Source organism: Psychrobacter sp. CR212 (assembly GCF_059693765.1).
Map to the genome: position 1 here is coordinate 130,506 of NZ_JCATIF010000006.1, position 19,514 is coordinate 150,019.

At 42.8% G+C, this 19,514-nt stretch carries 20 protein-coding genes; 16 read left to right on the top strand and 4 right to left on the bottom strand.

Annotated elements, in window-relative coordinates; translation table 11 throughout:
• Positions 1-84: 84 nt before the first annotated feature.
• The 3 genes from AC58CZ_RS11490 to AC58CZ_RS11500 form a co-directional block, all read right to left on the bottom strand.
• Positions 85-900 (bottom strand): metal ABC transporter permease, encoded by an 816-nt coding sequence (locus AC58CZ_RS11490; RefSeq protein ID WP_058023498.1) that lies wholly within the window; start codon positions 898-900, stop codon positions 85-87.
• Between the two features lie 125 nt (positions 901-1,025).
• Positions 1,026-1,823 (bottom strand): ATP-binding cassette domain-containing protein, encoded by a 798-nt coding sequence (locus tag AC58CZ_RS11495; RefSeq protein ID WP_494224544.1) that lies wholly within the window; start codon positions 1,821-1,823, stop codon positions 1,026-1,028.
• Between the two features lie 91 nt (positions 1,824-1,914).
• A complete protein-coding gene (locus AC58CZ_RS11500; RefSeq protein ID WP_494224545.1) occupies positions 1,915-2,493 on the bottom strand; it encodes a transcriptional repressor in 579 nt (192 codons plus the stop codon).
• Positions 2,494-2,692: 199 nt separating this feature from the next.
• Between AC58CZ_RS11500 and AC58CZ_RS11505 the strand changes: the two genes are divergently transcribed.
• The 13 genes from AC58CZ_RS11505 to AC58CZ_RS11565 all read left to right on the top strand — a co-directional run bounded on the left by AC58CZ_RS11505 (position 2,693) and on the right by AC58CZ_RS11565 (position 15,718).
• Positions 2,693-3,574 carry a metal ABC transporter solute-binding protein, Zn/Mn family gene (locus AC58CZ_RS11505; RefSeq protein ID WP_494224546.1) on the top strand — a complete coding sequence of 294 codons (882 nt, stop codon included), beginning with the start codon at positions 2,693-2,695 and terminating at the stop codon, positions 3,572-3,574.
• Positions 3,575-3,860: 286 nt separating this feature from the next.
• Positions 3,861-4,259 (top strand): ATP synthase subunit I, encoded by a 399-nt coding sequence (locus AC58CZ_RS11510; RefSeq protein ID WP_494224547.1) that lies wholly within the window; start codon positions 3,861-3,863, stop codon positions 4,257-4,259.
• Positions 4,260-4,940: 681 nt separating this feature from the next.
• Positions 4,941-5,807: a F0F1 ATP synthase subunit A gene (gene atpB, locus AC58CZ_RS11515; RefSeq protein WP_058023502.1), complete on the top strand. Its 867-nt coding sequence runs from the start codon at positions 4,941-4,943 to the stop codon at positions 5,805-5,807.
• Positions 5,808-5,840: 33 nt separating this feature from the next.
• Entirely contained in the window at positions 5,841-6,089 is a 249-nt protein-coding gene (atpE, locus tag AC58CZ_RS11520) for a F0F1 ATP synthase subunit C (protein WP_010197960.1), read from the top strand.
• A gap of 117 nt (positions 6,090-6,206) precedes the next feature.
• A complete protein-coding gene (locus tag AC58CZ_RS11525; protein ID WP_494224548.1) occupies positions 6,207-6,677 on the top strand; it encodes a F0F1 ATP synthase subunit B in 471 nt (156 codons plus the stop codon).
• Positions 6,678-6,690: 13 nt separating this feature from the next.
• Positions 6,691-7,314: a F0F1 ATP synthase subunit delta gene (locus AC58CZ_RS11530; protein ID WP_058023504.1), complete on the top strand. Its 624-nt coding sequence runs from the start codon at positions 6,691-6,693 to the stop codon at positions 7,312-7,314.
• Positions 7,315-7,407: 93 nt separating this feature from the next.
• Positions 7,408-8,952, top strand: coding sequence for a F0F1 ATP synthase subunit alpha (gene atpA, locus AC58CZ_RS11535; protein WP_494224549.1), 1,545 nt, complete (start codon positions 7,408-7,410; stop codon positions 8,950-8,952).
• Positions 8,953-9,161: 209 nt separating this feature from the next.
• The gene (gene atpG / locus AC58CZ_RS11540; protein WP_058023506.1) at positions 9,162-10,043 is read left to right on the top strand and encodes a F0F1 ATP synthase subunit gamma; all 882 of its coding nucleotides are present in this window, start codon (positions 9,162-9,164) and stop codon (positions 10,041-10,043) included.
• 38 nt (positions 10,044-10,081) lie between these two features.
• A complete protein-coding gene (atpD, locus tag AC58CZ_RS11545) occupies positions 10,082-11,515 on the top strand; it encodes a F0F1 ATP synthase subunit beta (RefSeq protein WP_058023507.1) in 1,434 nt (477 codons plus the stop codon).
• Positions 11,516-11,630: 115 nt separating this feature from the next.
• On the top strand, positions 11,631-12,047 hold the full coding sequence (locus tag AC58CZ_RS11550) for a F0F1 ATP synthase subunit epsilon (RefSeq protein WP_071002804.1): 417 nt from the start codon (positions 11,631-11,633) through the stop codon (positions 12,045-12,047).
• Positions 12,048-12,656: 609 nt separating this feature from the next.
• Positions 12,657-13,373, top strand: coding sequence for a response regulator (locus AC58CZ_RS11555; protein ID WP_071002805.1), 717 nt, complete (start codon positions 12,657-12,659; stop codon positions 13,371-13,373).
• Positions 13,374-13,695: 322 nt separating this feature from the next.
• Positions 13,696-15,384 carry an ATP-binding protein gene (locus AC58CZ_RS11560; RefSeq protein WP_494224550.1) on the top strand — a complete coding sequence of 563 codons (1,689 nt, stop codon included), beginning with the start codon at positions 13,696-13,698 and terminating at the stop codon, positions 15,382-15,384.
• A 154-nt stretch (positions 15,385-15,538) separates the two neighbouring features.
• Entirely contained in the window at positions 15,539-15,718 is a 180-nt protein-coding gene (locus AC58CZ_RS11565; RefSeq protein ID WP_058023511.1) for a hypothetical protein, read from the top strand.
• 33 nt (positions 15,719-15,751) lie between these two features.
• Here AC58CZ_RS11565 and AC58CZ_RS11570 read toward each other — a convergent pair whose 3' ends face one another.
• The gene (locus AC58CZ_RS11570; protein WP_494224551.1) at positions 15,752-17,236 is read right to left on the bottom strand and encodes an ATP-binding protein; all 1,485 of its coding nucleotides are present in this window, start codon (positions 17,234-17,236) and stop codon (positions 15,752-15,754) included.
• 437 nt (positions 17,237-17,673) lie between these two features.
• Here AC58CZ_RS11570 and rpsP point away from each other — a divergent pair, with 437 nt between their 5' ends.
• The 3 genes from rpsP (at position 17,674) to trmD (ending at position 19,499) form a co-directional block, all read left to right on the top strand.
• Positions 17,674-17,943 (top strand): 30S ribosomal protein S16, encoded by a 270-nt coding sequence (rpsP, locus tag AC58CZ_RS11575; protein WP_021812802.1) that lies wholly within the window; start codon positions 17,674-17,676, stop codon positions 17,941-17,943.
• Positions 17,944-18,108: 165 nt separating this feature from the next.
• Complete coding sequence (gene rimM, locus AC58CZ_RS11580) at positions 18,109-18,642, top strand: ribosome maturation factor RimM (RefSeq protein WP_289116316.1); 534 nt, start codon at positions 18,109-18,111, stop codon at positions 18,640-18,642.
• A 92-nt stretch (positions 18,643-18,734) separates the two neighbouring features.
• The gene (gene trmD, locus AC58CZ_RS11585) at positions 18,735-19,499 is read left to right on the top strand and encodes a tRNA (guanosine(37)-N1)-methyltransferase TrmD (protein ID WP_494224552.1); all 765 of its coding nucleotides are present in this window, start codon (positions 18,735-18,737) and stop codon (positions 19,497-19,499) included.
• The last annotated feature ends 15 nt before the right edge of the window (positions 19,500-19,514 follow it).

A 19,514-nucleotide genomic window follows, 5' to 3' on the forward strand; every position in this document is an offset into this window, starting at 1 on the left:
GCCAATGAAAGCTCTAGTGATATTAATGAAATAAAGTTGACTAAAGCAGATGTATAATGCTGCTATAGCCTATATATCAGCACGCTAGCGCGCTGACCGAAATTTTATTTTGGCTAGCTTCGAAACCATTAGCGCGATAAAAAACAATATCGCTAATATCAATACGATAGAGAGTCCAGTCTGGATATCTAGCCAGATACTTCCCCACACGCCAAGCGTCACGCCGAGCTGCGCAATGATAAACGCTGTGATCACCATTTGTTTTGGTGATGAAGACCATAAGCGTGCCGTTAGTGCAGGTAATACCAATAAACCACTGATCAATAAGCTTCCAACAGCTTGTAGCGCAATTGCACAAAACCCTGCAAGAACACCCATAAAAAATAGTCGCTGGCGGGTCGGGTTAATGCCTTGAATGCGAGCTAATGCTTCATGAGTTGCAAGTTTTATTTGAGCGGGCCAAATATACAATAGTAGCCCCAACCCAGCCAGTACACTACCAGCGAGTAGTGGCAAATCCGCCCAGTCCAGTTCAAGTAAATTGCCAAATAAAAACCCTAAGACATTGGCTTGTTGATTGGTAAGCTGCGTTAAAGTCAATAGCCCCAAACACAACAGCGTGACGGCTACCACCGCGAGCACGGCATCAGCTGGTAGACGGTCATCATCCATCAGTACCAGACACAGCACCACCGCTGCACTAACCAATGCCACACCTATACCCATGGGCAACTGCCACCAAGCAGCAAGTGCGACTCCAAGCAAGGTACCATGTGCTAAAGCATCGGCAAAGAATGCCATGCGTCGCCACAAGACTAAGCATCCTAAAGGCGCTGATAGTAGGGCTAAAATACTGCCAGCGATCCAAGCAGGTGCAATAATGGCTAACCAAGCGGTCATAAGAAGTGTCCGTAAAATTTTTATAAGAAAAGTTAGTGATGTCTATCGGTCTGGTAATGCTGGCTTTAACGAATTTGATGTTAGCTATTTTCGATTTAGTTCATCATTGTTTTTGGTCATTATCGTTATAGCTCGCTTGGTGCATGATGCTCGCAAGCATGTGGCTGATGCACATATGGCTGCTCATAATGATGACCAAATAGCTTTTGAAACTCAGAGCTCATAGCAAGCTCGCTTGGTTGTCCTTCACAGCAAATGTGCTTGTTGAGACAAATGACACGGCGACTGCCTTTCATTACCCAGTGCAGATCATGTGATACTACCAGCATCGCACAGCGCAAAAACTCCGGCAACTCATCGATAAATTGATATAACCAAACCTCGGTATCAGGATCGAGACCCTGCATCGGTTCATCTAGAATAAGTAAATTGGGCTTATCTAATAGCGCCCTTGCCAGTAGCACTCGCTGCGTCTCACCACCTGATAAGTGCAGCATTTGTCGTGACAATAAATGCGTTAGTGATAAATTATCAAAGATAAACTTTCGCTGCTCAGCGGTAAGGCGTCTCTTATCTGCTTGTCCCAACAAATCGCAGACGCGCAGCGGCAATATGGGCGGCACAGCGAATCGCTGCGGTACATAGCCAAGCTGTAGCTGTTGATGGGCTGTGATACTGCCTTTTGTGGATTCGATCAGACCCAAAATAAGCTTGACCAACGTTGACTTACCCGCACCATTAGGTCCGATAATACTGACGGTCTCATTGATTGCAATATCGATATCAATATGTGAGAGCAAACGTTGGTGGCCGATATGGTAGCTGACGTCGTTCAAGCTCAGCAGTTTGCCAGCTTCATTCGTGGTACTACTATTCACAATAGCAGTAGTCGACTGGTTAGGGGGTGAGGTAGACAGGCTCATAGGATGACAACGAATAGGTAAATGGATAATACAAATAAACAATCAAGGACAGCGACGTACTTTTCAGGCAACCAAAGAGCCTCAATAAATCTTACTGGCAAACTTGGCAACGACCACTCAGCTCAATAACACTACGCTCAACCGTAAAACCGACATCTTGTTCAGCGAAACTCATCATTTCTTGTACTGGTAAGCTGCTACATTCTTGAACTCGCTGACACCGATCGCAGATTAAAAAGGCAGCCGTGTGCTGTGCTCTGGGATGGCAGCAAGGAACATAAGCATTGATAGACGTTAATTGATGAATCAACCCTTCACTTAGTAAAAACTCTAAGCTGCGGTAAACCGTTGGCGGCGCAACATTTTTTGGCGCTCGCTTTTTGGTTGATGGTTTTCCTACAGATTGCTTTGATAAGCCTGATGCTTTTAGCGTATCACTATCATCCATCTCAAAGAGGCGCATTTGCTGCAATTGCGTGATTAAGTCATAAGCACCAACAGGTTGATCAGACTCTAAAACCAGCTGATATATTTGCTGGCGCAAAGGGGTAAAACGTGCCCCACTCAGACGACAGTGCTCTTTTGCTGCTGCTAAGCGTTCAATAACGTCATGCGGAGTCAAATCTTGCACATCATGTAAATGCTCGCAATTCGATGAGGTAGTAGACATAGTACAGGCTCCCAAAATAGCATGGTAATCGCATGACGTTTTTTATGATAGCGTTTTCTATTGTTATAGTATAACATAATAAACGTGAAATCGAATCAGTTGTCTTACCTCGCTTATATATATTGATCATTTTTTATCCAATGATGCGGCACGACACTGTGACTCATAACTTTGTTACTCATTGATTAAAGAGCTTACCATGAACTCTGCTTTTACTTATTTACGACGCTCAATCATTACGTTACAGCGCTTACTGATTACAGGATTGGTAGTCTTAGGCTCTTTTACATTAAGCGCGCACGCAGCAACGGTCAGTGTCAGCAATCATCCCATGTTTTTACTCAGTCAAGCCGTAACGGAAGGCACACCTTCTGCTAACCAAATTTTACAAGCTGGCGATGTGGGGCATCATAGCAGTATTAGTCCAAGTGATAAGAAAGCCATTCAAGACAGTAAATTCGTGGTTTGGTTTGGTCCCTCATTAGAAAACAGCCTGACTGGCAGTTTAGAGATGGCACCTAATGCCATTGACCTATTTGCTTTTGATGCTTTTACTCGGCATCCTCTTCGTGATATTCAAGGAAAGCCTATTGCGGGTACATTTGATCCACATATCTGGCTCGATCCTGAAAATGCAAAGGCCATTACTCGTGCCTTAGCTGTTATTCATAGCCATGCCAATCCAGAGTATAAAAGTACCTACCAAGCCAACGCCAAAAAATTTGCACAGCGTATGGACAATGCTGTAGCGAAGATACAGCAATCCACACAAAAACAGCGTCCTTATTGGGCCTATCACGATGCCTATCAATATATTGAAAATGCCACACAAATAAAGCTGGCAGGTAGCTTAAGCCCAGACCATCACCTTGCCCCAAAAGCAAGTCAATTGCGCTGGCTTAATGATAATCGTCCAACCAAACAAATGTGCTTAGTCAATCAGGGCACCGCTAGCAAAGGATTGCTTGTCAAATTGCAGCCTATCAATACCACTGTCCAAATCGAAGACATGAGCGATAGCGAAGACTTTGTGGAAGGATGGACAGAAATGGCTCAGCAAATCCACCAATGCATATCATAGAATAGGAATCTATTTGTTAGGGTTGTTCTATAAGCTAAAGTTTTAAAAAGAGTGAGACAGCTGTTTTTCAAGTATCTGGTACGGCTACGTAACATAGCAATACCAGTGGGTTGCGTTAGGTGACTGATAAAAGTCATATTTTACTTGCTTAATAGTGGCTGTCTCCTTATAATAAGTGGCGTTTTATTTTGGTTTAAAGATAATGCCTGTAGAGTAAGTCATTTACGGATAAAAGTGTTGTAAGTATGCTATATTATCCCAATGCTGAAAGGCTATAGGAATATCGATGACCAAGCCTGCCAAACGCACGCAAAAAGATAAAATAGGCATCTATATCAAACGGCAAGCATGGATATTGTTTATCCTTATCATTATTGCTTGGATTATAGATACGATTTGGTTACGTAGTGAGCTTACTGTAGCAAAAAGCGCCGCCATTGGTGCGCTGCTCAGTTTTACGACTCAAGTTGTTTTTGCTTTTTTTATCTTTTGGTACACTGGATATCGCGTGCGCCAACATATCGTTAGCCAGCTATATCGAGGTCAGATGGCTAAATGGCTGTTGACTGTGTTTGGTTTCGCACTAATTTTTATTACCGTACAACCCCTATCGGCACCTGCGCTATTTATCGGTTTTATGGTAATGCAAATTAGTCACAGTTGGATGTTGTGGCATATACGCTAGCGCTAATAAATGATCACTACATAGATAATTTATTCATAGTAATGGCAAGTCACCCTGCCGTCCAACTTCTCTATGACTAGTTCAAAAAGTCAAAGTATAAAACTGTCCCATGACAGCACCATTGATTATAAAAATCGAAGTATGAGCCTTTATATGAGGCGTAGTATGCAACGACACAATGATAGGGTAGAGTCAATTTAGCTACTAATATCATTGATGATTAAATTTTTACAGTTTAGTTATGGACGACTAACTATATTAGTGGCCGTTATTGTCAGCTAACTTATTCATACATTGGATAATAAAATCATAATTGACTTTACACGAATACTACGCTGCATTAATATAGACAGCTAAATATTTTGTTTATAAGCGCTACACTAAGCGCCGGTCGTAAAAAACGGCCAGTAAACAAGCACATATATAATAATTTTGCGTATACATGCAAGGGCTATTACTGAGTTATCATAAGCCCTTTTTTGATAGCTAAAATTTATGTCAAGTTATCAAATATAGCATTAGTAATAGAACTATGGGTTGGATGTTGTTGGTTACATGGGTGCTTTTAGTATGATTTATTTGTTTGCTTAATTGCAGGGCAAATAGAAATAACAAACCCATCAGATGACAACCATATTTTTGGTAGTTGATTAAATCGTTGATTAATAAGAAGCTTACATTATGGCATCCGAGCAAACATCATCAGAATATATCTCTCACCACTTAACGAATTGGACGTACGGTTATCTGCCGGGCGAAGGATGGAAAGTCGCTCATACTGCTGAAGAAGCAGCGCAAATGGGCTTTAACGCTATCCATCTTGATTCTATGCTCTGGTCAGTGGGTCTGGGTATTTTATTTTGTACCATCTTTTGGATGGTTGCCAAAAAGGTTACTTCAGGCGTACCAAGTAAAACTCAAGCAGCGGTTGAGATGATCGTTGAGTTTGTTGATAACAACGTTCGTGATTCGTACAGTGGTACATCAAAATTGATTGCGCCATTGGCGTTGACTATTTTTGTTTGGATCTTCTTGATGAACTTGATGGATTTGATCCCTGTTGATTTTATTCCAGGTTTAGCTGGCCAAGTTGGCGCTGCTATGGGTCATGATCCCCATCATGTTTTCTTTAAGATTGTTCCAACGACTGATCCTAACATCACGCTTGGCATGTCGTTCTCTGTCTTTGCACTGATTATCTTTTATAGCATTAAAGAAAAAGGGTTGGGCGGCTTTATCGGTGAGTTAACACTGCATCCATTTAGTGCCAAGAACCCAATCGTACAAGCGATTTTGATCCCGATCAACTTCATCCTAGAAGCAGTTACCTTAATAGCAAAACCTGTATCACTCGGTTTGCGTCTGTTTGGTAACATGTATGCTGGGGAATTGATTTTCATACTGATTGCTCTAATGCCGTTTTGGATTCAATGGGCGTTATCGGTACCGTGGGCTATCTTCCACATCTTAGTTATTACACTTCAAGCGTTCGTATTCATGATGCTGACGATAGTTTATATGTCGCTTGCATCATCAACTGAACATTAATTAGACATTCAATAGGTAAATGAGGATACATCAATGGATCCAGTATTAGGTGGTTACACAGTTATCGCAGTAGCACTACTTATCGGTCTTGGCGCACTTGGCACAGGTATTGGTTTTGCTATTCTAGGTGGCAAATTCTTAGAAGGCGTTGCTCGTCAACCAGAGCTTGGCTCACAGTTGCAAACTCGTATGTTCATCGTAGCAGGTCTTTTGGATGCTATTCCGATGATCGGTGTTGGTATTGCTATGCTATTGTTGTTCGCTAACCCTCTAGCAGGTTAATCCGAAAGCTCAGTTGTACATGTTTGGTGCTCAAGGGTTTTCTATTAAATATAGTCAAGATTTGACTACCAAACATGATCAATGAAACTGATTTTTCATTAACAAAGAGGTGATCACGTGAATATCAATTTTACCCTCGTCGGTCAAGCCATTGCTTTTGCAATATTTGTGGTTTTTTGCATGAAATTCGTGTGGCCACCACTTATCGGTGCCATCAATGAGCGTCAGCGCAAAATCTCTGAAGGTTTGAATGCCGCAGAAAAAGCAAAAGCAGATTTGGCAACCGCGGAGCAAAATGTCCAGCAGGAACTTGATCTTGCAAAGACCAAGGCTGCCGCTCTAATCGAGCAAGCCAACAAGAGTGCCAATCAGCTCATCGAAGATGCAAAATCGCAAGCCCAAGCGGAAGGTGAGCGCATTCGTCAACAAGCGCAAGCGTCTATCGACCAAGAAATCAATCAAGCGCGTGAATCATTACGTGCCCAAGTTGCTGAACTGGCTGTACTTGGTGCAGAGAAGATTTTGCAAGACAAAGTCGATGTGCAAAAACATGCCAGTATGTTAGACCAACTGGCGGCGAAGCTGTAATTGTGAGGATATAATGGCTGACTTATCAACCTTAGCACGACCGTACGCTAAAGCCGCGTTTGACTATGCCAATGAAAACGGCGCTGTACACGAGTGGGAAGATTTCTTACTTGTCGCTAGCACTGTTGTCAATGACAAGTCGTTCAGTACTTGGCTAGACAATCCAGCTGTTTCTGCTGAGCATAAGTCAGCTGCTTTGGTCGATCTTTATGACTCACAAGTAGCCGGTGATAGCGACTCTGCTTTTAAACAGCTACTGGGCGAGAGCAAGGGTTCTCGCTACGGTAACAGTATTAGCTACCCTAAAGTATCACCCCAGCTCAATAATTTTGTTAAGCAGTTGGCGCAACAAGAGCGTCTGGCGCTGCTTCCTGAAGTTTATGAGCATTATCGCCGTCACAAGGCAATAAGCTTAAAGCAGCTTGACGCATATGTGACTTCTGCCTACCCATTGACTGATGAACAGCGTCAAATGCTACAAACGCGTCTTGCTACATCACTAAATGCAAGCATAGTCATTCATGAATCAGTGGACCCAAGTTTATTGGCAGGCGCTACAATCAAAGTCGGTGACAAAATCATTGATGATTCGATGCGCGGCAAGTTACAACAGTTAAAAACACAGCTAACTGCCTAATGCCATTTATCGACGCAGTCATATAGTGTCTGCGTGACAGTAAGAGCATTTGAGTCAGTGGGCGGGTTATCATAAATTAAAGGAAACAAGGCAATGCAACAATTGAATCCAGCGGAAATCAGTAACCTGATTAAGCAGCGTATTCAAGACCTTGATGCGGGTGCAACTGCAAAGAATGAAGGCACGATTGTCAAAGTATCTGACGGTATCGTGCAGATTCATGGTCTTGAAGATGCCATGTACGGCGAAATGATTGAGTTTGAAGGTGAAGTCTACGGAATGGCGCTTAACTTAGAGCGTGATTCTGTTGGTGCAGTAGTACTAGGTGACTTCCTAAAATTACAAGAAGGTCAAAAAGCCTATTGTACTGGTCGCATTCTTGAAGTACCCGTAGGTCCTGAGCTGCTAGGCCGTGTTGTTGACGCTTTGGGTAATCCTATTGATGGCAAAGGTCCTATCAATGCCAAGATGACTGACAAAGTTGAAAAGATCGCCCCTGGTGTTATCGATCGTCAGTCAGTAGATCAGCCAGTGATGACCGGTTATAAAGCCGTTGATACTATGATCCCAATCGGTCGTGGTCAGCGTGAGCTTATCATTGGTGACCGTCAGACTGGTAAAACAGCAATGGCTATCGATGCGATCATCGCACAGAAAGCTTCAGGCATTAAGTGTGTATACGTGGCTATCGGTCAGAAACGTTCGACCATCGCTAACGTGGTACGTAAGCTTGAGCAAACTGGCGCACTAGAATACACCACTGTTGTGGTAGCTTCAGCATCAGAGCCTGCAGCACTACAGTATATCGCGCCTTACTCAGGTTGTACGATGGGCGAATACTTCCGTGACCGCGGTGAAGATGCACTGATTGTATTTGATGATTTATCAAAGCAAGCCGTTGCTTATCGTCAGATTTCACTATTGCTACGTCGTCCGCCAGGTCGTGAAGCCTATCCTGGTGATGTATTCTATTTACACTCACGTTTACTTGAGCGTGCATCACGCGTAAACGCGGATTACGTAGAAAAGTTCACTAACGGTGAAGTGAAAGGTAAAACTGGTTCTTTAACCGCACTACCAATCATCGAAACACAAGCTGGTGACGTATCTGCATTCGTACCAACCAACGTCATTTCGATCACTGATGGTCAGATCTTCCTAGAGTCTAGCTTATTCGCCTCAGGTATCCGTCCAGCAGTCAACGCTGGTATCTCGGTATCGCGTGTTGGTGGTTCTGCTCAGACTAAGATCATCAAAAAGCTCTCTGGTGGTATTCGTACCGCACTGGCTCAGTATCGTGAATTGGCAGCATTTGCTCAGTTTGCCTCAGATCTTGATGACGCCACTCGCGAACAGCTTGATCATGGTGAGCGTGTGACTGAATTGATGAAGCAAAAGCAGTATCAGCCAATGTCAATCTCTGAGCAAGCAGCGGTTATCTATGCATCAAACGAAGGCTTTTTAGCTGACGTACCAGTCGAGAAGATTGGTTCTTTTGAGGAAGCCTACTTGCGTTATATGCATGATGAACAAAGTGAATTGATGCGTGAGATTGATGACACTGCGAACTACAATGATGATATCGCAGGTCGTTTAAAGTCAGCGTTAGAGACCTTTAAACAAAATCACAGTTATTAATTTAACGGGTTAAGCCGAAGTGGTTATGACTGTCGTTTGAAAAGTGGCGCGTTGTCTGACTAGATATTGGCGCTACTGTCTTAACCATGACCGGTATTAGATCGCGTATTGCCACAAGATATAAAATGTTATTCTATAAAAGTGATGTTGTATATCAAATGATTGTTGCATGCGCCAATGCTTTTTAACCCTCTTATATTGGAATCATTATGGCAAGCTTAAAAGAGATACGTGCCAAAGTCACCAGTATTAAAAGCACCCAGAAAATCACTCGTGCCATGCAAATGGTAGCAGCGAGTAAGATGCGCCGTGCTCAAGAGCGCATGGAAGTGGGTCGCCCGTATGCTGATAGTATGCGCCGGGTTATTTCACATTTGGTGCATGCCTCATCAGACTACAAACATCCGTATATGGTATCGCGTCCAGTCAATAAGGTTGGCTATATTGTCATCACCTCTGACCGTGGCCTAGCGGGTGGTTTGAATATTAACTTATTCAAAGCTTTAACTAAAAGTATCCAAGATTATCAAGATCAGTCAGTACAAGCTGAGTTTGCAGTCATCGGTGCCAAAGGTGTCAGCTTCTTCAAAAACTTTGGTGGTAATGTTACATCGGCTGTGACCGATTATGGTGACAAACCAACGTTTGAGCAATTAAATGCACCGGTTCAAGCCATGCTTGAGGACTACAGCAACGGTAAACTTGACCGTATCTATGTGGTCTATAACCGATTCGTCAATGCGATGACTCAGAAGCCGACAGTCAATCAGTTGGTACCTCTACCAGAGCAGTCATTTGGTGATGAAGACAGTGGTCTACAGACAGAACTTAGCTGGGATTATATCTACGAGCCTGACATCAAGACGTTGATTGATGAATTGCTTGGTCGCTATATCGAGTCGATTGTTTATCAAGCGGTAATGGAAAACATTGCCTCTGAGCAGTCTTCACGTATGGTCGCGATGAAAGCGGCAACAGATAATGCTGGTGACCTTATTAACGATTTACAGTTGGTTTATAACAAGCTGCGTCAAGCGGCGATTACCCGAGAAATCTCGGAAATCGTTGGCGGTGCTGCTGCTGTTTCATAATTGACTACACCTATATATAGAAGTTCAAGGAGAACGCAATGAGTAGCGGTCGTATTGTACAGATTATTGGCGCGGTTCTTGACGTTGAGTTCAACCGTAATGAAGTTCCTCAAATTTTTGATGCCTTGCAAGTAGATGGTACCGAAACCACCCTAGAAGTGCAGCAACAGCTAGGTGATGGTATCGTACGTACTATTGCAATGGGTTCAACCGAAGGTTTAAAGCGTAACCTACCTGTTACTAATACTGGTGCACCGATTTCTGTGCCTGTAGGTACTGGTACGCTAGGTCGCATCATGGATGTTCTTGGTCGTCCTATCGATGAAGAAGGTCCTGTTACTGCTGACGATAAATGGTCTATCCACCGTGAAGCACCAAGTTATGCTGAGCAATCAAACAGCACTGAGCTACTAGAGACGGGTATTAAAGTTATTGATCTACTTTGCCCGTTTGCTAAAGGTGGTAAAGTTGGTCTGTTCGGTGGTGCTGGTGTTGGTAAGACCGTTAACATGATGGAGCTGATCAACAACATCGCTCTAAAACATGAAGGTTTATCAGTATTTGCTGGTGTTGGTGAGCGTACTCGTGAGGGTAACGATTTCTATCACGAAATGCAGGAAGCTGGCGTTGTAAACACTGAAGACTTTAGTAAGTCTAAAGTAGCAATGGTATATGGCCAGATGAATGAGCCACCAGGTAACCGTTTACGCGTTGCACTGTCTGGTTTGACCATGGCTGAGTACTTCCGTGATACCAAAGATCCTGTTACTGGCAAAGGTCGTGACGTACTGTTGTTTGTTGATAACATCTACCGCTATACACTAGCGGGTACAGAAGTATCAGCACTACTTGGCCGTATGCCATCAGCGGTTGGTTATCAGCCAACACTTGCTGAAGAGATGGGCTTACTGCAAGAACGTATTACGTCAACGCAGTCAGGTTCGATTACTTCAGTTCAGGCGGTATACGTACCTGCGGATGATTTGACCGATCCATCACCTGCTACAACGTTTGCTCACTTGGATGCAACAGTCGTACTAAGCCGTGATATCGCATCACAGGGTATCTATCCTGCGGTTGATCCACTAGATTCGACGTCGCGTCAGCTAGATCCACAAGTTATCGGTGAAGAGCATTACAACGTTGCTCGTGGTGTTCAGGAAGTATTGCAGCGTTATAAAGAGCTTAAAGACATCATTGCTATCTTGGGTATGGATGAGCTATCAGAAGAAGATAAATTGGTTGTTTATCGCGCTCGTAAGATTCAGCGCTTCTTGTCTCAGCCATTCCACGTCGCTGAAGTCTTTACGGGTGCACCTGGTAAATACGTACCACTACGCGATACCATTGCTAGCTTTAAAGCAATCATCGCAGGTGAGTATGATGACCTGCCAGAACAAGCATTCTATATGGCTGGTAGCATCGATGAAGTTGTTGCTAAAGCTGAAAAAATGAAGTCTTCTGCAGCGTAAGTTGTATGAGCATGAGTTAATGAGTAGGTATAATATAAATTTTATATCTACTCTTTAGTAACGCATCGCAGTGTTTACTGTTTTTTGATTGCGCTTTGATGGTAAGGAGTTAAGTATGGCAACGTTACAATGTCGCGTCGTAAGTGCTCGTGAAGAGTTGTATTCAGGCGAAATTAGCATGTTAATAGCTACTGGTACCGAAGGCGAGATTGGTGTATTGCCAGGTCACACACCGCTGATTACTTTGCTAAAACCGGGTGCAATGCGAGTGCAAAAAGCAAACGGCGAAGAAGAAATCATTTATGTTTCAGGTGGTGTACTAGAAGTACAACCAAAAATGGTAACTGTATTGGCTGATACCGCTATGCGTGCGCATAATCTTGACGAAAGCAAAATCGTTGAAGCACGCAAAAAAGCAGAGCAAATGCTGGTCAATCAGTCTGATACACTACAAACCAATGCAGCTTTAGCGTCGCTTGCAGAGTCAGTTGGACAATTACAAACTATTCGTAAGTACAAAAACCGCGCGTAAAGCAGAGTTGTGGTTAGATATTTTTAGCTTGGATCCTCAAGCAACAATAAGACAGTCCTTTATGGACTGTTTTTTTGTGCCTATGGGTTTTTTATTGTCAGTCTTTTTTAAGCTAAATTCACTAAATTCAAATAGATGAATCCATCATTCATGTCTTCTTTAAAATATAGCCACTCATCCATTGTCACATAAAATAATATGAGAATTTGTCCAAAAGTGACTGGCGACAATCGTAATATGTCGTTATATTAGACAATGAAACATTGTAAATAGGGAGTGATGATTGAGCGCATGTAAGCGTAATGTATCACTCATTTTGACAATTTATATGTATTTAGGCAGTGATTGGCAAATCAGAATAAAACGGTTAGCCAGTAGAGGACAAATCACTTTATTCTTGGACGTAAACTAAAGTTTTATTCGATATAGTTTATAGGTTTTGTTAACGACTATCAGCTATAGTATGGGAAGCGATACGTTTAATAGTATACTGTGCTGCTAAGTTTGTAACAGCTATACGAACATCGATTGTGCCACTTTATGGTGCTATTAATTTTTACCGCTCTTACTTTTACTGCTTTTAAATTAGATGTATTAGAGGATATAACAATGACAACGACTGAAGAAGACAACACCCCCCGAATCTTGATTGTTGAAGATGATGAGCGTCTGGCCATGTTGACTCAAGATTACTTGGTCAAAAATGGTTTAGAAGTAGCAATTGAAACTGATGGTAACCGCGCTATTCGCCGTATCGTCAATGAGCAACCAGACATGGTCGTACTTGATGTTATGCTTCCTGGTAGCGATGGTCTGACCGTATGCCGTGAAGTGCGTCCGCATTATCAAAATCCAATTCTGATGTTGACTGCCCGTACTGAAGATATGGATCAAGTACTCGGCCTTGAGATGGGTGCTGATGATTATGTTGCCAAACCCGCTCAGCCGCGCGTACTACTAGCTCGTATTCGTGCGTTGCTACGTCGTTCAGAAAATGCACCATCAGAAGATGTGCCACAGCGTCTAGAGTTTGGCGAGCTAGTCATCGATAACGGTGGTCGTTCAGTCACGCTTAGTGATGAGCTGGTAGATTTTACTAGCGCCGAATATGACTTATTATGGTTACTTGCATCGAATGCTGGTCGCATTTTATCGCGTGAAGATATCTTTGAGCGCCTGCGCGGTATTGAATATGATGGTCAAGACCGCTCAATCGATGTACGTATCTCGCGTATCCGTCCAAAAATCGGTGATGATCCAGAGAACCCAAAACGTATCAAAACAGTACGTAGTAAAGGCTACCTGTTCGTGAAAGAAGGTAACTAGGTCGAACTGATTCATATAATCATGAAATATTGAGAATCACTTCACAAAAAAACCAGCCATTATGCTGGTTTTTTTGTGGCTAAATTTTAATTTTTAAACTTAAATACGGTGTTATGTGGTTTAATTAAGCAATTATTATAGACGCTGATTAAATACATAAACTATTTGCACGTTTTTTATGGAACACAATGGTATATGAACTTGAGTATATTATTTGGCGTTTAATCATTCTATTCTACAGAGCTTGATATTAGTAATATAGCAGTGTTCATAGGCTATAAGATATCAGCAGTTTTTATTCATTAAGTTGGTCACGGCACGTATGTCATTAGTCTCTTCTTTAAAACACAGTATTTTTGTTCGTATCTATGCTGGACTACTCATAGTCTGTTTGTGCGTAGCATTGTTTGCGCAGTTATTGATGGGTACTATCAATAAGGAGCGTGTACAGTCCTATCGTGAAAACATGGCAATGGGGGCTTTTCATTTGGTGAGCGAAGGTATCTCTCACCAAAATACTGCAGAAGAGCGTGAATACTGGCTGTCTGATGCCAGTAGTTTGTTTGGTGCAAATTTCAAAATCATACCTATTGATGAAGTAGATTTTACTGCCAGCGAGCTACGACGCTTTAAAAATGACAATACCGTTGTGCGTTATGTCGAACAGCCTGTGTATGCAGATGTTTACTATCGCTTGCCGGATAATGAGAATGTCTTAACAGCACGGATATCGGAGGTTACGGAGCAGCAAGTCAGAGCAATTGCGGTCTTTTTATTGGACGATTTGTCTTATGAAGTCACCTTGTCTGATAAACGTGCACGCTTGGCCGAACTTGAGGAGAAATTTTCTTTTCCTCTGGCATTTGTGCCTGTTAACACGCTCGATTTAGATTCAGATCAAATGTCACGCCTACGCCGCGATGAAGTGGTCATCTCATTACAAGACCCTAATAGTAGTACCAGTAGCTCGGCCATCAAGATAGTGGTTCCGTCTGAAATCAATGATATGGCAGTCTTGATAGGCCCTGTACCCTTATTTAACTGGTTTCCACTTAATTTGATTATTAGTATGATCCTGATTAGTATGTTTTTAATCAGTTTGGGTGTTTATGCGCTCATTTTCCCACTTGAGCGCAAGCTACAGCTGATTCAAGTTGGTGTTAATGAGGTGAGTAAAGGCAACCTTGATATTCAAGTACAAGTCATTGGGCAAGATGAGATCGCACGTTTATCAGCCACCTTTAACGCAATGACGTCACATATAAAGCGTTTGATTGAGTCGCAACGAGAGCTCACGCGAGCCGTATCACATGAGCTTCGTACGCCAGTTGCTCGTATTCGATTTGCGGTAGATATGCTGGCTGATACTGATGACGAAGATTCACGCTTTATGCAGCGTGACTATATCGATGAAGATATCGAATCACTTAATGGCTTGATTGATGAGATTTTGACTTATGCCAAGCTCGAAGAGGGCTCGCCAAAATTAGATTTAGAACCAGTAAATCTCAGAGAGCTGCTACAGCAGATTGAGCGTGAGACCAATGCACTAGGTAAGCCGATTAAAATAGTGACCAACTTGCCAAATGCGAAAGTAACCGCGATTGCTGATCGACGCTATCTGCACCGTGTGATTCAGAATCTTGCAGGTAATGCTTTACGTTATGCTGAAACTACTATTATCGTGAGTGCTGGTGTTAAAAAGGGCAATGCTTTCGTTAGCGTCGAAGATGACGGTCATGGTATTCCTGAGGCTGATCGTGAAAAAGTATTTATACCGTTTTCGCGCTTGGATGATAGCCGTACACGAGCATCAGGCGGCTACGGCCTAGGTCTGTCTATTGTATCGCGCATTGCCTTTTGGTTTAATGGTAGTATGAAAGTAGATGAGAGTCTTTCACTAGGGGGTGCTAGGTTTGTGATGACATGGCCTATCAAACCATTGACGCAAGTTTTGGCTGCTGATGAATTGACGCAAGAAAAAAGCGAACGCGATTTTGACACTAAATAACAATACTAAATAACAACGCTGAATAATACTGAACAATAATGACAAGTAAAAAGTTGTCATCATTAAACGAACCTGATTACCAATATTTTGATAATCAGGTGTCATGCTTGCAGCAGCTTATTCTAGGGTAGTTTGACAATATAGGAGGCAAAGGATGCCATATTTATTTGGTGGCTTGGTGCTATTGAATGCGATTACGCTGGGCTATTACTTATTTCTAAAGCAGCCATCAACAACCCAAACGCTAAAGACAGCCAAAGAAGAAATTACTCAGCCATTAGCATTTACTAATAGTGCTGAATATATTCCACCTATCATTGGTAGCAAAGATTAATTTATCCACGCAGGGTTTGTCTGAGCGATAGTGTTAAGAGTGGTCTGCATTCGATGTAATACTATCGATTGTAGATGTGTCATCGACTGCATTAGCAGCCAAAGTATTGTCTCCAGCAACTTTAGAGAGTAGGGGTATACGCACACATACTTGCAGCCCACCATCGGGATGATTGATGGCCTCAACTGTGCCATGATGTAACCGTGCAATGCGATCTACAATGGCTAGTCCTAGACCGCTACCTTGGGTAGTACGTGCGGTCTCCCCACGCTCAAATGGCTGCATGATACGCTCCAATTGATCCTCTGCCACACCGTCACCGCAGTCACGCACACAAATCATCAGTTGCTCTTGTGCTTCTTTATTGACAACGTTCTCACTGACGACATCGCTATCTTCTTCTTCAACCGTTTCTATAAATGTTGGTATCACCGTGGCTGATAGATAAATCGGCGGTTTGCCATAACGATTGGCGTTATTGATCAGGTTGATGATGAGCCGCTTGATGGATAAGGGGCGTACAGGAATGACCTTGTGACACTCTGATTGATAAACGAACTTCATGGGTGCGAATTGCACCATGATCTCATTAAATATCGTGTCCAAATTGGTCAAGCTAACTGGCTCATCGGAGCCGTCTTTCATAAATGAGATGAACTGCTCCAAAATCGCATCCATATCCTCAATGTCGTAAATTAGCCCTTCACGAAAAAAATCATCTGGTAGCATCTCAGCAGTCAAACGCATACGAGTTAATGGTGTCCTCAGGTCATGTGAGATACCAGCGAGCATAATAGTTCGCTCTTTTTGGGCTTGATTTAATGTTGTAAATAGACGGTTGAAAGCCATGTTTACTTGACGTATCTCGGTAGGGCCTTTTTGCGTTGGCAGTGTGGTCGCATGACCCAGACGAATATAGTTAGTCGCTGCACGTTGTAGATAACGTAAAGGGCGGTTCAATTGCCTAGCTAACAAAATAATCGTTAGCAGCGATAAGATAGGCAAACCAATCAAAAACAATATGAGCAATGTTGGGCTGTACTGCGAGTAATAAACCACTGGCTCACGAATCCAGAAACTGTCATCGCGGCTGTCTTGTACCCAAAGCTGCGGTGTTGGTTTGAACTTGAAATAAACTTCGACAGGTCGACCCAGCTGTGCACCAATCTCATACTGAAGTACATCAGTAAAGAAGCTCACAAATGCTTTATCAGCCACCTCTGGAAAGTCACTGGGGTTGTTCACCACCACGACATGAGAATGTTGATACACCCATTGGCGGATATCAGGACGATATTGCCAGTCTTTATTTACACTATTGATTAATCGCAGCTCACTTGTCAAATAACGCGCATGGTTTTTGAGTTCTGGCAGATAAAGACTGCGCCAAAAGAATAAAATCGACAAACTCACACTTATGAGAACAATAAAAGCGACCATCAAGGTTGTCAGCCAGGTATTGGAATAAGAACGTGGCAGCCAACCTTTGCGACGGGGCTTTGAGTTTGGAGTAATCATATAAATCCAGCAGATTAAGAAAATGTCTGATTAAATTTGGTTTTGAGTTAAGCCGCAATTGTATTTTGGAGAAAGAGCGGGTTATTTCTAAACATGGCGGCTGAGAGTAGGGTGTGCCAGTCTACTTCAACACACCATAGAATAGCATAATCGATGAATCTTACTGTGACGCTATTCATTTAAGCAGTCTGTTATGTGCCTCTCCAATATTTTAATAATACCAAATCTAAAGCGCGGTATATTTTAGTAACTGATTAAAATAGATCGTCCTTAATGATTGTATAAAACGTACGGTTATGCTCGATTATGTTTTACATAGACGGGTATTTAAGCTATTGTTAATAAATAATTAAATAAGCACAGTTTATGTTTTCAATAAATCAAGACTGTGATATAATTATGCCCTTTTTGGTATACCTGCGAAAGAGAGAATTCACATGGTTGTTATTCGTTTAGCACGGGGCGGTGCCAAGAAACGCCCATTTTATCAAGTAGTTGTTGCTGATCAACGCCGCGCGCGTGACGGTCGCTATATTGAAAACATCGGCTTTTTTAACCCACTCGCTAAAGAGTCTGAAGAAGCAGTACGCCTAAACATGGAAGCGTACAATGCGTGGATCGCAAAAGGTGCACAACCTTCAGATCGCGTTGCTTCATTAGCAAAAGCTTACAACAAGTCTGCAGCACAAACTGAAGCAACTGCTTAAGTTTCCGTTGTTATTGAGCCGCTCGTAGTCTTATTACAAGCTGATTCAGTAGACTTTAGAACACATAGCGTAACTGGTCTGACCAGGGTGCGCCATTAACTGTTTATCGCTTTTGACACAATTGCTTTTGTAATTGCTGTTTTAATCATTGTTAGGTTAGCTGCTATGTCATCCACTCCAAACGCTAGTGATCTCATGAAAATTGGTCAACTCAAGAAGCCTTACGGCATCAAAGGTTGGCTTTGGGTATTTAGCGATACGGATGATCGTACAGCAATATTCGACATGAAGCCGTGGTGGATGAAAACTGCTACTGGCATGAAGCCTTTGACTGTGAAAGCTTGGCGTGAGCAAGGCACAGGACTTGTGGCTCAATTTGAGCAGATTCCTGATCGCAATGTTGCTGAGACCATGAACGGTGTGACCGTTTGGGTCGAACAAAATGTCTTGCCGGAAACAGCTGAAGACGAATATTATTGGTCGGATTTGGTCGGTATGCGCGTGATGAACGAGCAGAACGAGTATCTAGGCAATATCACTGAAATGTTTGAAACTGGTGCCCACGACATCATGCGCGTGGGAACCAATTCAGACAGTTTGGATAATGAAGAGCGCCTAATTCCATGGCATAAGCAAACGGTGATAGAAGTCGATACGACTGAAAAAACTGTACTTGTGGCATGGCCAAGTGATTATTAATATTGCCTCTGGTGATATCGCTTCTGGCTTTTTAGTCAGAATTTGTTAATAGTCACACCGATTGTTTTAGCCTCAATGTAAGTAGACATCAGATGTATTTTGCCGTCATTAGTATTTTTCCTGAGATGTTTGCCACGATTCGTGAGTTTGGAATCACGGGACGGGCAGTGACTCAGGAGCAAGTTACAATTGAATGCATTAATCCACGTGATTATACCACTGATAACTATCGCCGTATTGATGAGCGCCCTTATGGTGGCGGTCCTGGGATGGTGATGATGGCTGAGCCATTGTCAAAAGCCATTGAGGATGCACGCTTGCGTGCCAAGGAATACGGTTGCCGTGTCGATAGTGAGCATTGTCCGGTGATTTATATGTCACCGCAAGGGCAAACGCTTAGTGAGAGTAGTGTCATCGGTATGACTGATTATGATGGCATAATTTTATTATGCGGTCGTTATGAAGGCATCGACGAGCGCCTACTGTCACAATATGTCGATATGGAAGTATCATTGGGCGATTATGTGTTGACTGGTGGTGAGCTACCGGCAATGGTGCTGATGGATAGCGTGATACGTCGTCTACCCGATATCATGGGGGATGACAAGTCAGCAGAGCAAGACTCGTTTGTCGATGGCTTGCTTGACTGTCCGCATTATACCAAGCCGCATGAGTTTGCAGGTATGAGCGTCCCTGAGGTATTACTCTCAGGACACCATGCCAATATTGCTAAGTGGCGTTTTGCTCAGCAAGTCAGTCGTACGCAAACGCGTCGTCCAGATTTGTGGCAAGCGTTTACTCCGACGGTAGAGCAAGCGAAATGGCTTGAAGCACTAGCAAAAGCAGATAAAAAGTAGGTTGTTGATACCTGA

Coding starts and splice junctions, on each gene's coding strand:
- AC58CZ_RS11555 (WP_071002805.1), top strand. CDS start 12,657: ATGACAACGACTGAAGAAGACAACACCCCCCGAATCTTGATTGTTGAA.
- AC58CZ_RS11500 (WP_494224545.1), bottom strand. CDS start 2,493: ATGTCTACTACCTCATCGAATTGCGAGCATTTACATGATGTGCAAGAT.
- AC58CZ_RS11570 (WP_494224551.1), bottom strand. CDS start 17,236: ATGATTACTCCAAACTCAAAGCCCCGTCGCAAAGGTTGGCTGCCACGT.
- AC58CZ_RS11565 (WP_058023511.1), top strand. CDS start 15,539: ATGCCATATTTATTTGGTGGCTTGGTGCTATTGAATGCGATTACGCTG.
- AC58CZ_RS11530 (WP_058023504.1), top strand. CDS start 6,691: ATGGCTGACTTATCAACCTTAGCACGACCGTACGCTAAAGCCGCGTTT.
- AC58CZ_RS11490 (WP_058023498.1), bottom strand. CDS start 900: ATGACCGCTTGGTTAGCCATTATTGCACCTGCTTGGATCGCTGGCAGT.
- AC58CZ_RS11560 (WP_494224550.1), top strand. CDS start 13,696: ATGTCATTAGTCTCTTCTTTAAAACACAGTATTTTTGTTCGTATCTAT.
- atpB (WP_058023502.1), top strand. CDS start 4,941: ATGGCATCCGAGCAAACATCATCAGAATATATCTCTCACCACTTAACG.
- AC58CZ_RS11505 (WP_494224546.1), top strand. CDS start 2,693: ATGAACTCTGCTTTTACTTATTTACGACGCTCAATCATTACGTTACAG.
- atpA (WP_494224549.1), top strand. CDS start 7,408: ATGCAACAATTGAATCCAGCGGAAATCAGTAACCTGATTAAGCAGCGT.
- atpG (WP_058023506.1), top strand. CDS start 9,162: ATGGCAAGCTTAAAAGAGATACGTGCCAAAGTCACCAGTATTAAAAGC.
- atpD (WP_058023507.1), top strand. CDS start 10,082: ATGAGTAGCGGTCGTATTGTACAGATTATTGGCGCGGTTCTTGACGTT.
- rimM (WP_289116316.1), top strand. CDS start 18,109: ATGTCATCCACTCCAAACGCTAGTGATCTCATGAAAATTGGTCAACTC.
- AC58CZ_RS11550 (WP_071002804.1), top strand. CDS start 11,631: ATGGCAACGTTACAATGTCGCGTCGTAAGTGCTCGTGAAGAGTTGTAT.
- rpsP (WP_021812802.1), top strand. CDS start 17,674: ATGGTTGTTATTCGTTTAGCACGGGGCGGTGCCAAGAAACGCCCATTT.
- AC58CZ_RS11510 (WP_494224547.1), top strand. CDS start 3,861: ATGACCAAGCCTGCCAAACGCACGCAAAAAGATAAAATAGGCATCTAT.
- trmD (WP_494224552.1), top strand. CDS start 18,735: ATGTATTTTGCCGTCATTAGTATTTTTCCTGAGATGTTTGCCACGATT.
- AC58CZ_RS11495 (WP_494224544.1), bottom strand. CDS start 1,823: ATGAGCCTGTCTACCTCACCCCCTAACCAGTCGACTACTGCTATTGTG.
- atpE (WP_010197960.1), top strand. CDS start 5,841: ATGGATCCAGTATTAGGTGGTTACACAGTTATCGCAGTAGCACTACTT.